The following is an 18,707-nucleotide window of genomic DNA, read 5'->3' as shown; positions in this document are numbered from 1 at the left end:
CGCCGGCCAGCGCAGGGTGCGCAGCGGCCAGCCATCGCGCATCGCCCGCAATTCCGCCGTCCCGCCCGGCGGCAGGCTGCGGCGCCGGCGCAGCGGATCGGTTTCGTGGGCCATGCCAACTGGATAGCCGCTGACGTGCCGACAGGCCAGCAATTGCCACAGCCGCCCGGTGGGGCCTAGGATGGCCCCATGCATCCAAGCGTGAAACTTCTCGTCGGGCTGGCCGCCACTGTTGTGCTGGCGCGCGGCGCCGCGATGACCGGGGGCGGCACCGTGATCGGCCGGCTGAACTGGGCGGCGCAGCAGGCGCTGCTGAAGGAAGGCGTGGCCGATGGCAGCGTGTCGTTCCGCCAGCCCTCTGGCCTCATAGGGCGGGAGGCCTGGCTGTCCGGCAGCGCCGATGCCGCCACCCGCGCCAGGGTGATCGCCCGGCTGCGGCGCCACCCCGGCATGGCGGATGCGCACTGGGTGAACCGGTGAGCTGGCTGTTCGGCGAGATCTGGGCCTGGGTGCTGGCCGGCTTTGCCGTCGGGCTGCTGACGGGCTGGTGGATGTGGAAGCGGTAGGGCTGCGGTCTGTCCGTTCGACGTGACGTCGAACGGGCTTCGCGCGAGTCGGTGATTATCGCGAAGCGATAATCACGCGCCGCGCTTCAGCGCCGCCTGTGCCGCCGCCAGCCGCGCAATCGGCACGCGGTAGGGTGAGCAGGACACATAATCCAGCCCCAGCCCCTCGCAGAAGCGGATGCTGGCCGGATCGCCGCCATGTTCGCCGCAGATGCCCAGCTTCAGGCCCGGCCTGGCCGCCCGGCCGCGTTCGGCCGCCATCGCCACCAGTTCGCCCACCCCGTCCTCGTCGATGGAGACGAACGGGTCCTTGGGATAGATGCCCTTCTCGACATAGGGGCCGAGGAAGCGCGCGGCGTCATCGCGGCTGATGCCCAGCGTCGTCTGCGTCAGGTCGTTGGTGCCGAAGCTGAAGAATTCGGCATGGGCGGCTATCTCGCCGGCGCGCAGCGCAGCGCGCGGCAGCTCGATCATCGTGCCGACCAGATAATCGAGACGGGTGCCGGTTTCGGCGAACACATGTTCAGCCTCGGCATCGATGGCGGCCTTGGTCAGTTCCAGTTCGCGGGCCGTCGCCACCAGCGGCACCATAACTTCAGGCACCACCGCTGCGCCGGCTTCCTTCGCCACCATCACCGCCGCCTCGAAGATGGCGCGGGCCTGCATGGCATAGATTTCCGGATAGGTGATGCCCAGCCGGCAGCCGCGGTGGCCAAGCATCGGGTTGAATTCGTGCAGTTCGCCGATGCGGCGTCGCACCAGCGTTTCAGGCAGGCCGGTCGCCTGCGCCACATCGGCAAAGCCGGCATCATCGTGCGGCAGGAATTCGTGCAGCGGCGGATCGAGCAGGCGGATGGTCACCGGCAGACCGGCCATCACCCGGAAGATCTCGGCAAAGTCGGCGCGCTGCTCGGGCAGCAGCTCGGCCAGCGCCGCGGCGCGGCCCGCCGTATCCTCGGCCAGGATCATGCGGCGCACGGCGGTGATGCGGCCGGGCTCGAAGAACATGTGCTCGGTGCGGCACAGGCCGATCCCTTCCGCGCCGAACTGGCGGGCCACCCGGCAATCGGCCGGGGTTTCGGCGTTGGTTCGCACCTTCAGGCGGCGGTGCTTGTCGGCCCAGGCCATCAGCGTGCCGAAATCGCCCGACAGGTCGGGCTCGACGGTCGCCACCTCGCCCAGCATCACATCGCCGGTGGTGCCGTCGATGGTGATGCGCTCGCCTTCCTCGATGCGGCGGCCGCCACAGCTCATGGTGCGGGTGGAAAGATCGATGCTGATGCTGCCAGCGCCCGACACGCAAGGGCGGCCCATGCCGCGCGCCACCACGGCAGCGTGGCTGGTCATGCCGCCACGCGCCGTCAGGATGCCGCGCGCCGCGTGCATGCCGTGGATATCTTCCGGGCTTGTTTCGGTGCGCACCAGGATCACCGCTTCACCAGCGCGGGCCTTGAGCTCGGCCAGGTCACTGTCGAACACCACGGCGCCGTTGGCCGCGCCGGGGCTGGCCGGCAGGCCGCGTGCGATCACGTCACGCGGGGCCTTGGGGTCAAGCGTCGGGTGCAGCAGTTGGTCAAGCGCGCCGGCCTCGACCCGCGCCACCGCTTCGGCTTCGGTGATCAGGCCCTCGCCCACCATGTCGACGGCGATCTTCAGCGCGGCCTTCGCCGTGCGCTTGCCGCTGCGCGTCTGCAGCATCCACAGGCGGCCATCCTCCACCGTGAACTCGATATCCTGCATGTCGCGGTAATGGCCTTCGAGCAGATCGAACACCCGGCCCAGCTCGGCGAACACGGTGGGCATCGCCTCTTCCATGGAGGCCGCCTTGGCGCCGGCCTTCAGCCGCGCGGCCTTCGTGAGATACTGGGGCGTGCGGATGCCCGCCACCACATCCTCGCCCTGCGCGTTGATCAGATATTCGCCGTACCAGGCCTTCTCGCCGGTGCTGGGATCGCGGGTGAAGGCGACCCCGGTCGCCGACGTGTCGCCCAGGTTGCCGAACACCATCGCCTGCACGTTGACCGCGGTGCCCCAGTCTTCGGGAATATCGTTCAGCCGGCGATAAGTGCGCGCCCGGTCGCTGCGCCATGATCCGAACACGGCGCCGATGGCGCCCCACAGCTGCTCGTGCGGGTCCTGCGGGAAGGGGCGGCCCAGATTCTGCTCGACGATGGCGCGATAGCGGGCGACGAGCTTCTTCAGGTCCTCGGCATCCAGCCCAGTGTCCTGCGTCACGCCCTTGTCTTCCTTGGCGATTTCCAGCGCATCCTCGAACAGGTAGTGATCGAGGCCCAGCACCACGTCGCCATACATCTGGATGAAGCGGCGATAGCTGTCCCAGGCAAAGCGCGGGTTGCCCGATGCGGTGGCAAGGCCTTCCACGGTCACGTCGTTGAGGCCGAGGTTGAGCACCGTGTCCATCATGCCGGGCATCGACACGCGCGCGCCGGAGCGGACGGAAACGAGCAGGGGGTTGGCGGCATCGCCGAAGCGCTTGCCGGTCACGCCTTCAACGAAGGCCAGCGCCTCGAGCACGTCAGCCTGCACGGTATCAGGCAGTTTGCCGCCGGCATCATAGAAAGCCGCGCACACGTGGGTGGCGATGGTCAGGCCGGGCGGCACCGGCAGGCCTATGCCGGCCATTTCGGCAAGGTTGGCGCCCTTGCCGCCCAGCAGTTCCTTCTGCTTGGCGTCGCCTTCGGCCTTGCCGCCGCCAAAGCGATAGACTGACTTCGTCATTCCACGGTTCCTGTCCAAGGCTGTTCAGCCTTCGATCTTCGAAAAGTCGGCGACGCCATGCACGGCATCGCGGAAACGCGCAAGCAGCGCCAGCCGCCGCGCCCTGATACCGGGGTCGGGATCGTTGACCATCACGCCCTCGAAAAAGGCATCGACCGGCGCCCGCAGTGTGGCGAGTGCCGCCATGGCATCGGTGAAGCGCTCCTCGGCAACGGCCGCGGTGGCGGTGGGCAGGGCGACGTCGAGCGCGGCGGCGAGGGTGCTTTCCGCGCCGTCGCCAGCGCCGGCTGCGGGCTTACCAATGCCGTCCTTCTCGGCCGCCTTCAGGATGTTGGCAGCGCGCTTGTAGCCGGCCAGCAGGTTGGTGCCATCCGCCGTCTCCACGAACGCCTGCAACGCCTTCACGCGGGCAAGTAGGCGGACAAGGTCATCCTCGCCGCCCAGCGCAAATACGGCGTCGATCAGATCATGGCGGACGCCGGCCTCGCGCTGCTGGACCTTCAGGCGGTCGGCGAAGAATGGTAGCATTTCAACTGCGGTCTGAATTGAGGCATTCACAACATATGAGTTCTGCTTTTGCTCCGTGCCCGCAATTAGCTTCAATGCGCGCACGGGAGCCGAATCAGACGAAAGCAAACCTAACGAGTCCAATATCTCACGCGATATATTTTCAACTCGACTTTCTGCCTCGCTAACTTTTTGAGATAGAAATTCCAAATGCTCTCGGGCTTGCTTAGATTCACTTTCAAAGATACCAGAAGCGCCATAAGCAAGAAGGTGAACGAGCCCTCTTCTGATATTGTTGTTCAAAACTATTTGGATCAGCGCTAGCGCCTGGCGACGCAAGGCAAATGGATCCTTTGAGCCTGTCGGTTGGATCTTATGACGAAAGAACCCAACCAACGTATCCAGCTTGTCTGCCAATGCGACAGCAACGCTCACGGGCGCGGTCGGCACGTCATCGCCCTGCCCGGCCGGCTTGTAATGGTCGCGGATCGCGTCGGCGATGGCCGGGTCGGAGCCGATGGCGAGCGCCAGATAGCGGCCGATCTGGCCTTGCAGCTCGGGGAATTCGCCCACGGTGGCGGAGACGAGATCGGCCTTGGCGAGGCGGGCGGCGGCTTCGGCCTGTGCCGGATCGGCCGGCACCGCGCCGCTTTCGCACAGCCATTTCGCCAGCGCCGCCACACGCTCCACCTTGTCGGCCAGCGTGCCCAGTTTCTCGTGGAAAACGATATCGTTCAGCTTGGGCAGGAAGCCTTCCAGCCCGTGCGCCTTCACGAAGGCCACATCCTGCTCCCAGAAGAAGCGGGCGTCGGACAGGCGGGCGGAGAGCACGCGCTGGTTGCCGTGGGTGATGGCGGCGCCGCCATCGCTGGCCTCGAGATTGGCGACGCAGATGAAGGCCGGGGCGAGCGCGCCGGCGCTATCCGACAGCGCGAAATATTTCTGGTTGGTGCGCATGGTGAGCACGATCACCTCGCGCGGCACCGACAGGAAGGCGGGATCGAACCGGCCCAAGAGCGGCACCGGCCATTCGGTGAGGCCGGCGTTCTCGGCCACCAGCCCCTCATCAGGGATCAGCGACAGGCCGGCTTCGGCGGCCAGTGCGGCGGCGCGGGCGGCGATGATCTGCCGGCGCTCGGCGCTGGAGGCCAGCACGCGGGCAGCGCGTAATTGCTCCAGATAGGTGGCGGCGCTGGTGATGCTCAAGCTCTCCGGCGCATGGATGCGATGCCCGCGCGTCTCGCGGCCCGAGGTGATGCCATGCGCCTCACAGGCCACCACGTCCGTATCCAGCAACGCGACAATGCCGGTCAGCGGCCGCACCCAGCGCGGCGACGCGGTGAACTGGCTCGCCTCGCCCCAGCGCATCGACTTGGGCCAGGCGAACTCGCGCACGATCTGAGGGATGGCCTCGGCCAGGATGTCGGCGGCCGACCGCCCTTCGCGGCGGATCACCGCAAACAGCACGACGCCCTTGGGCGTCTCGCGTTCTTCGAGCTGCTCGCGGTTCAGGCCGGTCTTCTTGAGAAAGCCCTCGATCGCCTGCGCCGGCGCCGTGGCGGCGGGGCCCTTCACCTCCTCGGCGCTGCCTGCACTGGCGGCGGCCACATCGTCGGCGATCAGCCACAGCCGGCGTGGCGTGGCGTCCGCCGTCACCGTGCCATGGGCAAGGCCGGCGGCCTTCAGCGCCTCGATGAAGCGCGTGCGCAGCTGTTCGGCGGCGGCGGCCTGCATGCGCGCCGGGATTTCCTCGGATTGCAGTTCGAGCAGGAATTTCATTGGGCCTGCTCCACCCAGCAATCGGCCACCGCCTTCACCAGGTCGCGCACGCGGCCGATATAGGCTTGCCGTTCGGCGACGCTGATGACGCCGCGGGCGTTAAGCAGGTTGAACAGATGGCTGGCCTTGATCGCCTGGTCATAGGCCGGCAGCGGCAGGCCGGCGGCCACCAGTGCCCGGCATTCCTCGGCCACGTCCTTGAAATGCTGGAACAGCTTGTCGGTGTTGGCCTTCTCGAAATTATAGGCGCTGAACTGCTGTTCCTGTTTCAGGAACACCTCGCCATAGGTCACACCGGCATCATTGTAGGCGAGGTCATAGACGTTCTCGACGCCCTGGATGTACATCGCCAGCCGTTCGAGGCCATAGGTCAACTCACCGGCCACCGGCGCGCAGTCATGGCCCGCAACCTGCTGGAAATAGGTGAACTGGGAGACTTCCATCCCGTCGCACCACACTTCCCAGCCCAGGCCCCAGGCGCCCAATGTGGGGCTTTCCCAGTCGTCCTCGACAAAGCGGATATCATGCTTCGCCCGGTCGACGCCAATGGCGTCGAGGCTGCCGAGATAAAGCCCGATCAGATCGGGCGGACTGGGCTTCAATATCACCTGGAACTGGTAATAATGCTGCAGCCGGTTGGGGTTCTCGCCATAACGGCCATCGGATGGCCGGCGGCTGGGCTGCACATAGCAGGCGTTCCAGTGCGCCGGGCCGAGGCTGCGCAGCGTGGTGGCCGGGTGGAAGGTGCCGGCCCCCACCTCCACGTCATAGGGCTGCAGGATCACGCAGCCCTTCGCGCCCCAATAGGCCTGGAGCGCAAGGATCATCGCCTGGAAGGAAAGAGGTTTCGACACGGACGGCCCTTAGCGGGCGGGGGCTTGGCTGGTCAATCGGCGAGCAGCCAGGCGAGGATGGCGGCATCGTCCGCGGGGTCAATCGGCGCGCCATAGACGGTGCGCATCTTGGCGATCGTTTCGGCCCACTGCACGCGGGACAGGCGCGGCTGCGCGGTGATCATCGCGGCGCTGTGGCAACCAAGGCAATTGCCGTTGGCGGCATCGGCCGACACGCCATAGCGTTCGGGCAGCAGGCCTTCGTCATTGGGCAGATCGACAGCCAGCGGCCGGCTGGGCGGTGCCGCCGCGATGAGCAGCAGCAGGGCGAGCGGGGCAAGGCGCATCAGGCGATCTCCACGCGCACAGCGTCCACCCCGGCGCGGTTGTAGCCGGACGGGTTCCAGTTCTGCGCCGCCGGCTGCGCCACGCCGGCAGCGTTGGTGGCGCGCGCCCAGATCGTATGGCGGCCGGGCGGCAGGGCCAGCGCACCGCGAAACCGGCGGAAGGCAAAACGGCCATGATCGGGGCCGAGCTGCACCGGCAGCCACGAGGCGCCGCCATCGGCCGACAGTTCGACGCGCGCCACGCCATGATCACCGCCCAGTGCGACACCCTGCACCGGCGTGAATGCGCGGGTCGGCAGCCGCGCACCGGTGGCGATATTGGTGACGAACGCCCGCGGCCGCATGGTGGTGACCGGCACGCGCGGCCCGGCCGGCGCACCCGGCGCGATATCGGCCAGCGGATTGGCCGGCTGCAGATAGGCCTTCGCCATCCAGTAGCCATCGTCCGGCCGGTCCAGCACCTCGATCTGGTCAAGCATCTTGACCCAGTAAGTGGAATACCAGCCCGGCACCACCAGCCGCAGCGGAAAGCCGTTCAGCATCGGCAGCGGCTCGCCGTTCATGGCCCAGGCGATCATCACATCGTCGGTGAGGGCATGATCGACGGGCAGGCTCTTGGCATAATCGGGCGCGCCCTCCCCGGCCGGTGCATCCAGCCCGCTGCAACGCACCGCCACGGCGCCGGCCTTCACGCCAGCAAGGGCGAGGACGTCCTTCAAACGCACGCCCTCCCACAGCGCATTGCCCATCGCGCCATTGGCCCATTGCGCACCGGGCACACGCGGGCTGAACAGGCCGCGGCCGTTGCCGGCGCACTGGTTGACCGCCGCCACGGCAACGCGCGGCAGGCGGGCGAGATCGGCGAGCGACAAGTTGAGTGCCCGGCCCACGTGGCCCGTCACCCGCAGCCGATGCTGCGCCGGGTTGATCCGGGTCGGGAATGGATAATGCCAGCGCACGAAGAAGCGGTCGTTCGGCGTGAAATCATGGGCGTCGAACACGCTCATCGGCGTTTCCAGCAGCGGCGGGGTGGACCGCTGCAGGATCATCTCGGATTTCTGCGGAAAGGCGCTGGTGGTGGGCCGCAACCCGTTGTCGGAGAAGCCCAGATCGACCTGCGCGGCAGCAGGCGCTGCAGCCAGGGAAGCGATCAGGGCGCGGCGGGTGAGCATGGGGAAGGTGTAGCCGCGCGGCATGATGCTGTCACGCGCGGCCGGCGGCAAAGCCGCCGAGTCCGCTACGGGAGAAAGAAGCCAAGGAAGGGTAGGGCGCGGCGGAGCCACGCCGTCGAAGCTGTTCGTCTGGCCTGATGGCCAGACGCCAGCCCGGCCGTGCTTGCGCGAGTCCGCGCGCGGTACGCTCGCTGGCCGCGCTACGCACCGTGGAGTATGTGCATCACATCGCCATCGGCAACGACATAATCCTTGCCCTCGGCACGCAACTTGCCGGCCTCCTTGGCCGGGCCTTCACCGCCGAGCGTAACATAGTCAACATAGGCGATGGTTTCGGCGCGGATGAACTTCTTCTCGAAATCGCCGTGGATCTCGCCGGCGGCCTGGGGCGCGCGGGACCCCTTCTTCACCGTCCACGCCCGCGCCTCCTTAGGGCCAACGGTGAAGAAGGTGATGAGGCCCAGCAGCGCATAGGCGGCGCGCACCACGCGGGCGAGGCCGGTTTCGTGCAGGCCCAGGCTCTCCAGATACTCGGCGCGATCGGCCGGCTCCATGGTGGCGATCTCGGCCTCGATCGCGGCAGAGACCACCACGGCGTGGGCGCCGATGCCGGCCGCCATCCTTGCCACCGCCTCGCTGTGGGCGTTGCCGGTGGCGGCGCTGGCCTCCTCCACGTTGCAGACATAGAGGACCGGCTTGGTGGTCAGCAGCTGCGCCTGTTTCAGGGCGCGCGCCTCCTCCTCGTCCTTCGGCTGCACCAGGCGGGCGGGCTTGCCGGCCTTCAACAGGTCCAGCGCCTGGCCCAGCACGGCGGCCTGCACCTTGGCCTCCTTGTCGCCCTGCGCGGCCTTCTTGGCGAGCTGCGGCAGGCGCTTTTCCAGGCTTTCGAGGTCTGCGAGCATCAGCTCGGTCTCGACCGTCTCGGCATCCTCCACCGGGTTCACGCGGCCGGCGACGTGGGTGACATCATCATCCTCGAAACAGCGCAGCACATGGGCGATGGCATCGGTTTCGCGGATGTTGGCGAGGAACTGGTTGCCGAGCCCCTCCCCCTTCGACGCGCCCTTCACCAGCCCGGCGATGTCGGTGAAACCCAGCTGCGTCTCGATGATCTTCGCCGATTTGGCGATGGCCGCCAGCTTGTCGAGCCGTGGATCGGGCACCGCCACGTTCCCCACATTGGGCTCGATGGTGCAGAAGGGATAGTTGGCCGCCTGCGCCGCCGCCGTTTCGGTCAGCGCATTGAAGAGGGTGGACTTGCCGACATTGGGCAGGCCGACGATACCGACACGGATGGGCATGAAACTTGTCCGATGATCTGGGGTTTGCGCGGCTCTCTAGTCGCCAGTGCTCACGGCTGCAACCGCAGCGCCACGTCCGACAGGTAGCGCGCCTCGTCTCCGGCCAGCAGCGTGGGCAGTTCATCCGCCATCACACCCAGCAGATCGGCGAGTGGATCCATCTCGGCTTTCGCGAAATTGCCCAGCACGTGGCCCGTCACCCGCTCCTTGTGACCGGGGTGGCCGATGCCGATGCGCACCCGCCGGTAATCGGCGCCGACATGCGCATCGAGGCTGCGGATGCCGTTGTGCCCGGCCGCGCCGCCGCCATGCTTGATGCGCAATTTGAAGGGCGCGAGATCAAGCTCGTCATAGAAGACTGTAAGCGCTGCGGCCGCCTCGGCCTTGAAAAAGCGCAGCGCCTCGCCGACGCTGCGGCCGCTCTCGTTCATGAAGGTGGCGGGCTTGAGCAGCAGCACCCTGGCGGTGCCGATCCGCCCCTCGGCGGCCAGGCCCTGGAACCGCGGCTTGAACGGCCCGATGTCCCAGCGCGCCGCAATGGCGTCAACCGCCATGAACCCGACATTGTGCCGGTGCAGCGCATAGGACGCGCCGGGATTGCCGAGACCGACCAGCAGATGCATCGCGGGCTGCTATCCTGTGATTACACGAACGGGGCAAGAAAAACGGGGCAGGAGATGGCTCCCCTGCCCCGCCCGTCTTGCGATTGCAACGCGGCCGCTCAGGAAGCGGCGGCTTCGGTCTCGGTATCGCCTTCCTCGCTCTTCATGGCCTTCGGGGCAACGATCGTGGCGATGGTCAGGTCGGTCTCGCGGCCGTGCGGCTTGACGCCGGCCGGCAGCTTCACATCGGCGATGTGGATGGCGGCACCCACCTGCAAGCCAGCAAGGCTGATGGTGATGTCATCCGGGATGACATCGGGCGCGCAGTCGAGCTTCAGCTCGTGGGCGACGATGTTCAGCATCGCGCCCTGCTTGATGGCCGACAGTTCCTGATCGACGAAGTGCACCGGCACGGTGACAGTGACGATCTCGTTGCCAGTGAGGCGCAGGAAATCGACATGGATCGGGCGGTCGGTGACCGGGTGGAAGGCGACGTCGCGCGGCAGGGTGCGCACGGTCTTGCCGTCCAGCTCCAGCTCCACGATGGCGTTCATGAAGTGGCCGGTGTGCAGCTGGCGGACGAGGATCTTCTCCTCGACATGGATGGGGGTGGCGGCTTCGCCCGCACCATAGATCACGGCCGGGACACGGCCTTCGCGGCGGATCGCGCGGGAGGCTCCCTTGCCTGCCTTGGCGCGAAGTTCAGCCGCGAGCTTGAAGGATTCGCTCATTGCTCGCTCCTGATGGATATGATTTCACGAAACCCCGCCGCCTCCAGGGATGCGAAAATGGCGGGCGCCTCGCGAAGCGCCGGCCCTTAAGGCAGCCCCGCGCAAAAGGCAAGCGGGCAGGCTCTAGGGCGCGGCCTTGTCGCTGTAGCTGTCGATCTTCAGCCCGCCGTCCTCGTCCACCAGCACGAACAGCTCGTTGACGGCCCCGCGTTCATAACGCGCCGCCCAGACAAGGGTGATGCGGCCATCATCGGCCGAGATGCGCGCCAGACCGCCCCCCAGATAGCGGCCATGGCGGGCGCCGAGATTGCGGAAGGCGCGCGCCGTGCCAAGGCCGGGGCGCAAGGCCCGCGTCGATCGGCTGAGCAGGCCATCGATGGCGGCCCAGTCCCCGTCCGCAAGCGCGGCGTGGAAGCGGGTGACAAGGCCAACCGCCGCCGCTTCATCGACACCGGAACAGGCGACCAGCGCCGCCACCAGCACGGCCGGCGCCAGCCACCCCCTCATTCGACACGCCTCACCCGGAAGCCGCGGGCCTTCAGCATCTCGATCAGGCTGCCCGGCCCGGCCATGTGGGCGGCGCCCACGGCCATGAACAGCCGCCCCTTGCGCCGGGCGGCCACGAACCGCGCCCAGGCAGCGTTGCGATCGGTGAGCAGGCGACGTTCCAGTTCCGGCGACAGGCTGGCGTCATCGAAATCGCGGCGGATTCGCGCGATGTCGCCGGCGCTCCAGGCGGTGACGAGCGCGCGCATTGCATTCTGCGACTGGCCAGCATCGGCCACGGCGGAGGCCAGCAGCAGGCGCTGCTCCGCTTCCGGCAGGCCGTTGAACAGTTCCAGCTGGCCGGGCGGCGTCTCCAGCCCCACCAGCTGCTTGCCCGCCGCCCGGGCGCGACCGATCAGCGTCACGTCCACCCCGGCCGCCGGATCGATGCCGTTCATCAGCATCTCCAGCTGCACAAGGCTCAGCGCCGCGAACCAGCTCTTCATGCGGTCAAGATTGGCCAGGGGCAGGTCGCTGGCCTTCACCATGGCGTCATAGCGGCCCTTCAGATCATCGGGCAGCCGGTCGCGGATCGGCACGGGCGTGGGCAGATAGGCGATCTGCTCGGTCAGTTCGGCTGTGGCGCCCGGCTCGGTGGGCGGCAGCATCTCAACCACCAGCGTGTCGGCACGGGCAAAGGCGGCGCGGGCCTTCGGGCTGAACCAGTCCGTGCCGGGTGGCAGCGCGTGGATGGTGCCATAAAGGATCACCGTCCGTCCGGCCTTCGATGCGGTCCACAGCGCCGGCACCGCCAGTGCCGGAACGGCCAGCAGCAGCAGGGCCGCCAGGAACAGGCGGCACAGCAAAAGCGGGAAGCAGGGGGAACGTGCCATCACCATTGATCTTGGCCAGTCCGGGTGACCGCCGTCAATTCGCCGACTGTGGCGAGGGGCCGGGTCAGGCGGCCTATTCGATGCGCGTCACCGTGAAGCCACGGCTTTCCAGCATCGGGATCAGGCTGTCCGACCCCAGCATGTGCATGGCGCCGACGCCCATGAAAATGCGCTGCTGGCCGGTGAACATGGTCGCGATGGTCTGGACCCAGGTCCGGTTGCGGTCGCGGATCAACCCCTGGTTCAGATCGACCGGCGACGATTCGCCCTTCTCGAAGCTGGACTGCAACCGCTTGAGATCGCCGGACTGCCAGCTGTCGAGCATTTCGGGAAAGAGTGACCCAAAGTCCGACAGGTGCGCAACCGTGTCCACCAGCATGTCCCGCTGGACGGCGGGGGGCATGGCGTTCAGCATCCTTGTGCCTGTCTCATAGGGTTCCAGTCCGGCCACGCGCTTGCCGGCCGCGCCCGCCATCGCGATCAGCGTCTGGTCAGCGCCGGAATTGTAATCCAGCCCGATCATCTCCAGCTGGGCGCGCATCAGACCGAAGGCGAGCACCCAATCCTTCCACCTCGCCATTTCGGGAACGGACAGCAGATGGACGTCGGCAATGTCCTGCATCGTCGGGCGCAGGCTTGCCGGCAGCCGCGCCGCAACCGGGACCGGCTTGGCGAGGCGGCCAAGGCGATCGGTCATATCGGTCAATGCGGCTGCCTTCTTCGGGGCGACAGCCTCGACCATCAGCAGATCGGCTGCATCGAAGGCCGCCCGCGCCCTGGGGCTCAGCCACGCCGGATCCGGGTGTGTCTCGCCGATCAGCACGCGGGCCGGCAGAAAGTGGACCGTGCCCATCATCGTGATGGTGCCGCCCTTGCCGTTGCTGACCTGCCACAATGCTGGATAAGCAAGCGCCGGCAGCGATACCCAAAACAGGACGTAAACAAAGAATAAACGCAACAACTTCATGGCCCTTGCATGCCATGAACTCTCAACTTTGGCAATATGTTGGCTTTATTCGGCTCAACTCGCCGCCTTGGCCCAATATTCGTCCTTCAAAAGCCGCTTGTAGAGCTTGCCGGTGTCATGCCGGGGCAGTTCGGCGCGGAAATCGATGCGCTTCGGGCACTTCACGTGAGACAGCCGACCGCGCACATGGGCCAGAAGTTCGGCCTCCAGTTGAGGCCCGGCGCGGGCCATGTCGCGCGGTTGCACCACGGCGTGGACGGCCTCGCCCATCTCGGCATCGGGAATGCCGAACACCGCCACGTCGGCCACCTCGGGATGGCCGATCAGCACATTCTCGGCCTCCTGCGGATAGACGTTGACGCCGCCCGAGATGATCATGAAGGCCGCCCGGTCGGTGAGGAACAGATAGCCATCCTCATCGACATGGCCGATGTCGCCGAAGGTGGCGCCATGTTCGCCCATCACGCTGGCGGTCTTGGCGGGATCATTGTGATAGCTGAAGCTGCCGCCGCCGTGGAAGAAGATGCGGCCTGTCTGGCCCGGCGCCAGCAGATTGCCCTCGTCGTCGATCACGCGGATCTCGCCCAGGATCGCCTTGCCCACGCTGCCGGGCTTGTTCAGCCATTCCTGCGGGGAAATGGCGGTGAAGCCTGCCCCTTCGGTGGCGCTGTAGTATTCATAGATCACCGGCCCCCACCAGGCGATCATGGCGTGCTTCACGTCCACCGGGCAGGGCGCGGCGGCGTGGATGGCGACCTTCAGGCTGGACAGATCATATTTCGTCCGCACGTCCTCGGGCAGCTTCAGCATGCGCACGAACATGGTGGGCACCAGCTGGCTGTGGGTAATGCGATACTTCTCGACCAGCGCCAGATAGGTTTCGGGATCGAACTTTTCCATCACCACCACGGTGCCGCCGAACTTGTGCACGCTCATGCAATAACGCAGCGGCGCGGCGTGATAGAGCGGCGCCGGCGAGAGATACATCATGCCGGGGGCAAAGCCGTAGAGATGCGCCACCAGGCCGGTGAGGGCATCGAGCTGATCTATGGGGCCTTCCGGCAGCGGGCCGCGCACCCCCTTGGGCCGGCCGGTGGTGCCGCTGGAATAGAGCATGTCGCGCCCGGCGCTTTCGTCCGCGATGCGGGTGGCCGGCAGACTGGCCAGGGCATCGGCCAGCCGGGTGCAGCCAGCCGCGCCGGCACCGGTGGCAAGCCGGGCTGCAGGCGAAAGATCCAGCGTCGCCGCCACCGCCACGCTGGCCAGCGCCGGCGAGCAGAAGATCGCCTTCGCGCCGGAGTCCTGCGCGATATAGCCGGCCTCGTCCGCCGTCAGCTTCGTTGACATGGCGACATAGATCAGCCCCGAGCGCTGCGCCGCCCAGCAGATCGGCAGATAGTCGATCTCGTTCAGCATCAGGATGGCGATGGTGTCGCCGCGCTTCAGGCCAAGGCCGCGCAGCAGGTGGGCGATGCGGTTCGATTGCGCCTCGAGCTGGGCATAGCTCAGGATCTCGCCGCTGCCGGCCATGATGATCGCGGGTGTATCAGGCTGGTTCGCGGCGTGGTGGAAGGGGTGCATGCTCATCCTTTCGCGGCGGAGCCGGCCTTTCCAGCGTCTGGGGCCGCCGCCGGAGCGCCACGGCGATCCCAGGCGATGGCGGCGGCCATCAGGCCGACGAAGAAGGCGGCGAGGCCGATGATGTTGAGAGTGACCTGCCCCCAGCCGTAGCGGGCAACGTCGATGAAGAAATAGGCATAGCGGCCGGTCTGCCCGCCCACCCACAGCGAGAAGGCGCAATAGGCCAGCGGCAGCGGCAGCACCGCCGCGAGGTGCCGCCAGCGCAAGGCGCCGGCCGGGCGGCCCCACAGCCACCAGGCCGGCCAGGCCAGTGGCATGACCGTGTGGAACACCTGGTCGATCAGCTGGCGGGCCAGGGTCGGCGGGTGATTGAGATGGGCCAGCAGCGTGTTGTAGACAACGCCGACCACCACGATCCACGCAGCGCTTGCCGCCAGCAGTGCCGGGTGGCTCGGCCCCCTCGCCCGGCCCATGAGGCCGGCATGGCTGGCGATCAGCGCCACCATGGTGTTGGACCAGATGGTGAACCAGCCGGCCAGATGCGCGACCTCGCCGGCCGGATCGCGACCGCGCTCGACGATGTCCAGCCCGAACTGCGTCAACAGCGCCCCGCCAGCCAGCACGGCAATCACGGCAGCGGCCATGCGCGGTCCCGGTTGCAGCCATTCCTCCATGGCGCCGATTGCTACCCCAAGCGCGTGCCAGCGCAAAGCCTGTTGCAGTTGTGGGGGACGCCGCCAATACTTGCCGCCATGGCCATCCACACTCGCACCTGCCACATCTGCGAAGCCAATTGCGGTTTGCTTGTGGAAACGGAAGGCCGGCGCGTGGTGAGCATTCGCGGCGATGCCGATGATCCCATCAGCCGCGGCCATGTCTGCCCCAAGGGCAACGCGATTGCCGATCTGGAGGCCGATCCCGACAGGCTGACCGCGCCGATGAAGCGGGTGGGCAAGGATTGGCAGGCGATGGACTGGCCCACCGCGCTGGCCGAGATCGGCACGCGCTTTGCCGCCATCAAGGCGGCCGGTGGTGGCGCCGCGCTCTACATCGGCAACCCCACCGCGCATGATTTTTCGCTGGGCTTCCAGACCGGGGCGCTGAAGAAGGCGATGGGGGTGCGTGGCCTCTATTCAGCGTCCACCGTCGATCAGATGCCCCACCAGCTGGCGCAATATTGGCTCTATGGCCACAACGCGCTCTTCCCCATCCCGGATATCGAGCGCACGCGCCACCTCGTCATCCTGGGCGGCAATCCGCTCGCCTCCAACGGCAGCGTTTGGACGGTGCCCGACGTGAAGCGCCGCATCGCCGAACTGCAGGCCCGCGGCGGCCGGCTGACGGTGATCGACCCCCGCCGCAGCGAAACCGCCGGGGTGGCCGATGCCCACCATTTCATCCGTCCCGGCAGTGACCCCGCACTGCTCATCGGCCTGCTGCTGGCGCTCGACGAGGCCGGGCTTGTCAGGCCCGGCCGGCTGCTGCCCATGCTCGATGGCTGGGACGCGCTGTGGACGGCGCTGCGCCGCTTCGACATGCCGGGCCTGGCCCGCGCCTGCGGCTGGACGCCAGACGCCATCCGGGCGCTGGCGGCAGAGTTGGGCAATGGCGAGCCAACGGTCGTCTATGGCCGCATCGGCGTTTCGACCGCGCCGTTCGGCACGCTGGCGCACTGGCTGATCAACCTCGTCAACATCGCCACCGGCAATCTCGACCGCGAGGGCGGCGCCATGTTCTCCTTGCCGGCCATCGACATTGCCGGCGGTTCCGGCCCGGGCAGCCACGGCCGCTTCCACAGCCGGGTGTCAGGTCACCCGGAGGTCATGGGCGAGTTTCCGGCGGTGAGCCTGGCCGAAGAGATCACCACACCGGGAGAGGGTCAGGTGCAGGCGCTGGTGGTCGTGGCCGGCAACCCGGTGCTCTCCGTGCCAGATGGCGGCGCGCTCGATGCGGCGCTGGCCGGCCTGAAGCTGATGGTGTCGGTTGATCCCCACATCACCGCCACCAGCCGCCATGCCCATTATGTCCTGCCGCCCTGCGGGCCATTGGCGAAGGACCATTATCCGCTGCTGCTGGCCCCCATCGCCTTCAGGAACTTCGCCAAATTCTCGCCTGCGCTCTGGGAACCGGCAGAAGGCCAGAAGCGCGACTGGGAGATTGTGGCCGAACTGGCCCGCGCCATCGCAGTCGCGCAGGGCATCACCCTGCCGCCACCGGTGGCACCGCGCGCGCAGCTGGACCGGATGCTGGCCAAGGGCGGGCTGAGTCTCGCCGAGGTGGCGGCGCACCCACACGGGCTGGACCTCGGCCCGCACCAGCCACGCCTGCCTGACCGCCTGTTTACGCCCGACAAGCGCATCAGGTGCGCGCCGGAGCCGCTGATGGCCGACCTCACGGGCCGCTTTGCCGACTGGCTGGCACAGCAACCCGAGCCCGGCCTCACCCTCATTGGCCGGCGCCATATTCGCAGCAACAACAGCTGGCTGGGCAATGCGCCGCGGCTGGCGAAGGGGCCAGACAAGTGCGTGGCGCTGCTCAACCCCGCCGATGCCGCCGCCCACGGCATCGCTGATGGCGCGCTGGTACGCATCGCCAGCGCGGCAGGCGCGGTTGAGGTGCCGGCCCAGTTGACGGAGGCCATGATGGCAGGCGTCGTCTCGCTGCCGCACGGCTTTGGCCACGGCCGGCCGGGCGTGCGGCTGGGCATCGCCGGCGCCCGGCCGGGGGCCAGTCACAATGATCTCACGCTGCGCAGCCGCATCGATCCGCTGTCAGGCACGGCAGCGCTGGTCGGCACGCCGGTCAGCATCGCACCGGTCGAACCTGAACCGGCGTTCGCAGTTGCGGCAGAAGAGCGAAGCGGCTAAAGCCTGCCGCCATGTTCAAACTCCCCGATCACCACGATCGCGCCAAGGCTGCGGCCGAGGCGCGCAAGGCCAAGCTCGAGCGCTTCAAGGCCGCCGCCCCCAGCGAAGATGCCATCGCCGCCGCCAAGGCCCGCGCCGAAAAGCGCGCCCAGAAGGAAGCCCAGGCCAAGGCCGCGCGCGCCGAACGCGCCCGCCAGATGGCCGAGGAAAAGAAGCTGAAGGAAGCCCAGCGCGAGAAGCAGGCCGAACAGGCGCGGCTTGAAGCGATTTCCCGTGAAGCCGCCCAGAAGGCCGCCCGCGATGCCCGTTATGCCGCCCGCAAGGCGCGGGTGAAATAAGGCTCAGCGCCAGGCGCGCGGCGCCTGCCGCAGCTCGGCAAAGGCGCTGGCAGCCGCCGCGATCAGCGTGTGACGCTGGCACCTGCCGATCAACCGCGCCGCTTCGGGCGCATGGGCCTGGCCCAGTCGGGACAGCAGCGCCTCGGCCGCCACCAGATCATTGAGTGCGCCCAGCGCCGCCTGCAGCGCGGCCAGCGCCGCCGTGAAACGGGCCTGCCGGCCGGGGTGGAGAAACAGGCTGCCGGTGAGTTCGGTCGCATGGCGCAGGGTCCGTGCCCGTTTGCGCAGCCGGTGGCGGTCTGCGTCCGTGCCGCCCTCCAGCGCCCGCCCGGCCTTCCTCAGCTTGCGCCAGAAGCGATCGAGCCGGGCGGCGATGAACTGCCTTGCCGGCTCGTCCGTCAGGGGCGGGTGCAGCAGCATCCAGTCTGAAAGCTGCCGCAGCCGGGTGCGGGTCGACCGGGCGCGCAGCAGCGTCAGCGCACTGGCCAGCGCCGCCTGGCGCGCAGCGGCGAGATGATCGTTGAGCGGCCCCGCCGGCGTGCCCGCCATCAACACATCGAGATCACGCACCGCGCCCAGCGCGCGCGACAGCGACTGCAGAAGGGCGGCGGGCACGGGCGGCGGGCGGGCCAGCGGCCTGAACAGGGCCAGCGTGCAGCGCAGCCGCCGCAGGCTCACGCGCACGTCGTGCAGGCTCTCGGCATCGGGCGTGGCGATCAGGCGTGCCTCGGCGTCCTGAAAGGCGGCCAGGCACACGCCGCCCATGGCCCGGAAAGCGGCGTCGCTTCCCGAAAGATCCAGCTGCAGGTCCCGTGAGCGGCCCATGGACGCCCCTCCCCCGTGCGCGAGTCGCGCGGCGGCAAGCATAGGCCCGATCAGTGGCCGGGGTAGGCCATCAATGAATGGGGCACCACGCCGGCGGCGCGCAACCGCCCGGCCCCGCCCAGGTCTGGCAGGTCGATGGCGAAGGCGGCCTCCTCGATGCGGGCGCCGGCGCC

Annotated in this window: 17 protein-coding genes; 3 read left to right on the top strand and 14 right to left on the bottom strand. The window is 67.9% G+C overall.

Going from position 1 to position 18,707, the window contains the following annotated elements; all coding sequences use genetic code 11:
- Positions 1-201 precede the first annotated feature (201 nt).
- Positions 202-480, top strand: coding sequence for a hypothetical protein (locus GJV64_RS02625; RefSeq protein ID WP_164155735.1), 279 nt, complete (start codon positions 202-204; stop codon positions 478-480).
- Positions 481-638: 158 nt separating this feature from the next.
- Here the strand turns inward: GJV64_RS02625 and ppdK are convergent, their stop codons facing one another.
- The 13 genes from ppdK to GJV64_RS02560 form a co-directional block, all read right to left on the bottom strand.
- Positions 639-3,305 carry a pyruvate, phosphate dikinase gene (ppdK, locus tag GJV64_RS02620; RefSeq protein ID WP_164155734.1) on the bottom strand — a complete coding sequence of 889 codons (2,667 nt, stop codon included), beginning with the start codon at positions 3,303-3,305 and terminating at the stop codon, positions 639-641.
- Positions 3,306-3,329: 24 nt separating this feature from the next.
- Entirely contained in the window at positions 3,330-5,591 is a 2,262-nt protein-coding gene (gene glyS, locus GJV64_RS02615; RefSeq protein WP_164155733.1) for a glycine--tRNA ligase subunit beta, read from the bottom strand.
- Complete coding sequence (locus GJV64_RS02610) at positions 5,588-6,445, bottom strand: glycine--tRNA ligase subunit alpha (RefSeq protein ID WP_235927566.1); 858 nt, start codon at positions 6,443-6,445, stop codon at positions 5,588-5,590. The genes glyS and GJV64_RS02610 overlap by 4 nt, the downstream gene beginning before the upstream one ends.
- A gap of 32 nt (positions 6,446-6,477) precedes the next feature.
- Positions 6,478-6,771 carry a cytochrome c gene (locus tag GJV64_RS02605; protein WP_164155732.1) on the bottom strand — a complete coding sequence of 98 codons (294 nt, stop codon included), beginning with the start codon at positions 6,769-6,771 and terminating at the stop codon, positions 6,478-6,480.
- Positions 6,771-7,967, bottom strand: a complete 1,197-nt coding sequence (locus GJV64_RS02600) for a molybdopterin-dependent oxidoreductase (protein ID WP_164155731.1) — start codon at positions 7,965-7,967, stop codon at positions 6,771-6,773. Before GJV64_RS02600 ends, GJV64_RS02605 begins: the two co-directional genes overlap by 1 nt.
- A 176-nt stretch (positions 7,968-8,143) precedes the next feature.
- Entirely contained in the window at positions 8,144-9,244 is a 1,101-nt protein-coding gene (gene ychF, locus GJV64_RS02595) for a redox-regulated ATPase YchF (protein WP_164155730.1), read from the bottom strand.
- 50 nt (positions 9,245-9,294) lie between these two features.
- Positions 9,295-9,867: an aminoacyl-tRNA hydrolase gene (gene pth / locus GJV64_RS02590; protein WP_164155729.1), complete on the bottom strand. Its 573-nt coding sequence runs from the start codon at positions 9,865-9,867 to the stop codon at positions 9,295-9,297.
- Between the two features lie 98 nt (positions 9,868-9,965).
- Positions 9,966-10,577 carry a 50S ribosomal protein L25/general stress protein Ctc gene (locus tag GJV64_RS02585; protein ID WP_164155728.1) on the bottom strand — a complete coding sequence of 204 codons (612 nt, stop codon included), beginning with the start codon at positions 10,575-10,577 and terminating at the stop codon, positions 9,966-9,968.
- Positions 10,578-10,700: 123 nt separating this feature from the next.
- Positions 10,701-11,084, bottom strand: a complete 384-nt coding sequence (locus tag GJV64_RS02580) for a hypothetical protein (RefSeq protein WP_164155727.1) — start codon at positions 11,082-11,084, stop codon at positions 10,701-10,703.
- On the bottom strand, positions 11,081-11,956 hold the full coding sequence (locus GJV64_RS02575; protein WP_164155726.1) for a TraB/GumN family protein: 876 nt from the start codon (positions 11,954-11,956) through the stop codon (positions 11,081-11,083). The genes GJV64_RS02580 and GJV64_RS02575 overlap by 4 nt, the downstream gene beginning before the upstream one ends.
- 73 nt (positions 11,957-12,029) lie before the next feature.
- Positions 12,030-12,923, bottom strand: a complete 894-nt coding sequence (locus GJV64_RS02570) for a TraB/GumN family protein (protein ID WP_164155725.1) — start codon at positions 12,921-12,923, stop codon at positions 12,030-12,032.
- Between the two features lie 54 nt (positions 12,924-12,977).
- Positions 12,978-14,504, bottom strand: a complete 1,527-nt coding sequence (locus tag GJV64_RS02565; RefSeq protein ID WP_164155724.1) for an acyl-CoA synthetase — start codon at positions 14,502-14,504, stop codon at positions 12,978-12,980.
- 2 nt (positions 14,505-14,506) lie between these two features.
- Positions 14,507-15,178, bottom strand: coding sequence for a Pr6Pr family membrane protein (locus GJV64_RS02560; protein ID WP_164155723.1), 672 nt, complete (start codon positions 15,176-15,178; stop codon positions 14,507-14,509).
- Positions 15,179-15,256: 78 nt separating this feature from the next.
- Here GJV64_RS02560 and GJV64_RS02555 point away from each other — a divergent pair, with 78 nt between their 5' ends.
- Entirely contained in the window at positions 15,257-17,371 is a 2,115-nt protein-coding gene (locus GJV64_RS02555; protein WP_164155722.1) for a molybdopterin dinucleotide binding domain-containing protein, read from the top strand.
- An 11-nt stretch (positions 17,372-17,382) separates the two neighbouring features.
- Positions 17,383-17,709, top strand: coding sequence for a DUF6481 family protein (locus tag GJV64_RS02550; protein ID WP_164155721.1), 327 nt, complete (start codon positions 17,383-17,385; stop codon positions 17,707-17,709).
- Between the two features lie 3 nt (positions 17,710-17,712).
- Here GJV64_RS02550 and GJV64_RS02545 read toward each other — a convergent pair whose 3' ends face one another.
- Positions 17,713-18,534 carry a CHAD domain-containing protein gene (locus GJV64_RS02545; protein WP_164155720.1) on the bottom strand — a complete coding sequence of 274 codons (822 nt, stop codon included), beginning with the start codon at positions 18,532-18,534 and terminating at the stop codon, positions 17,713-17,715.
- Positions 18,535-18,707: the final 173 nt, after the last annotated feature.

Origin of the sequence: Sandarakinorhabdus rubra (assembly GCF_010994245.1) — a bacterium.
In the GTDB taxonomy this organism is placed as follows: domain Bacteria; phylum Pseudomonadota; class Alphaproteobacteria; order Sphingomonadales; family Sphingomonadaceae; genus Sandarakinorhabdus; species Sandarakinorhabdus rubra.
Note: the sequence above shows the minus strand (reverse complement) of the source record. Positions and strands in the feature narration are given on the sequence as shown.

Bases quoted from the DNA above. Each gene is read 5' to 3' on its own strand.
- ppdK (WP_164155734.1), bottom strand. From the start codon at position 3,305: ATGACGAAGTCAGTCTATCGCTTTGGCGGCGGCAAGGCCGAAGGCGAC.
- glyS (WP_164155733.1), bottom strand. From the start codon at position 5,591: ATGAAATTCCTGCTCGAACTGCAATCCGAGGAAATCCCGGCGCGCATG.
- GJV64_RS02605 (WP_164155732.1), bottom strand. From the start codon at position 6,771: ATGCGCCTTGCCCCGCTCGCCCTGCTGCTGCTCATCGCGGCGGCACCG.
- GJV64_RS02600 (WP_164155731.1), bottom strand. From the start codon at position 7,967: ATGCCGCGCGGCTACACCTTCCCCATGCTCACCCGCCGCGCCCTGATC.
- ychF (WP_164155730.1), bottom strand. From the start codon at position 9,244: ATGCCCATCCGTGTCGGTATCGTCGGCCTGCCCAATGTCGGCAAGTCC.
- pth (WP_164155729.1), bottom strand. From the start codon at position 9,867: ATGCATCTGCTGGTCGGTCTCGGCAATCCCGGCGCGTCCTATGCGCTG.
- GJV64_RS02585 (WP_164155728.1), bottom strand. From the start codon at position 10,577: ATGAGCGAATCCTTCAAGCTCGCGGCTGAACTTCGCGCCAAGGCAGGC.
- GJV64_RS02580 (WP_164155727.1), bottom strand. From the start codon at position 11,084: ATGAGGGGGTGGCTGGCGCCGGCCGTGCTGGTGGCGGCGCTGGTCGCC.
- GJV64_RS02575 (WP_164155726.1), bottom strand. From the start codon at position 11,956: ATGGCACGTTCCCCCTGCTTCCCGCTTTTGCTGTGCCGCCTGTTCCTG.
- GJV64_RS02570 (WP_164155725.1), bottom strand. From the start codon at position 12,923: ATGAAGTTGTTGCGTTTATTCTTTGTTTACGTCCTGTTTTGGGTATCG.
- GJV64_RS02565 (WP_164155724.1), bottom strand. From the start codon at position 14,504: ATGCACCCCTTCCACCACGCCGCGAACCAGCCTGATACACCCGCGATC.
- GJV64_RS02560 (WP_164155723.1), bottom strand. From the start codon at position 15,178: ATGGAGGAATGGCTGCAACCGGGACCGCGCATGGCCGCTGCCGTGATT.
- GJV64_RS02555 (WP_164155722.1), top strand. From the start codon at position 15,257: ATGGCCATCCACACTCGCACCTGCCACATCTGCGAAGCCAATTGCGGT.
- GJV64_RS02550 (WP_164155721.1), top strand. From the start codon at position 17,383: ATGTTCAAACTCCCCGATCACCACGATCGCGCCAAGGCTGCGGCCGAG.
- GJV64_RS02545 (WP_164155720.1), bottom strand. From the start codon at position 18,534: ATGGGCCGCTCACGGGACCTGCAGCTGGATCTTTCGGGAAGCGACGCC.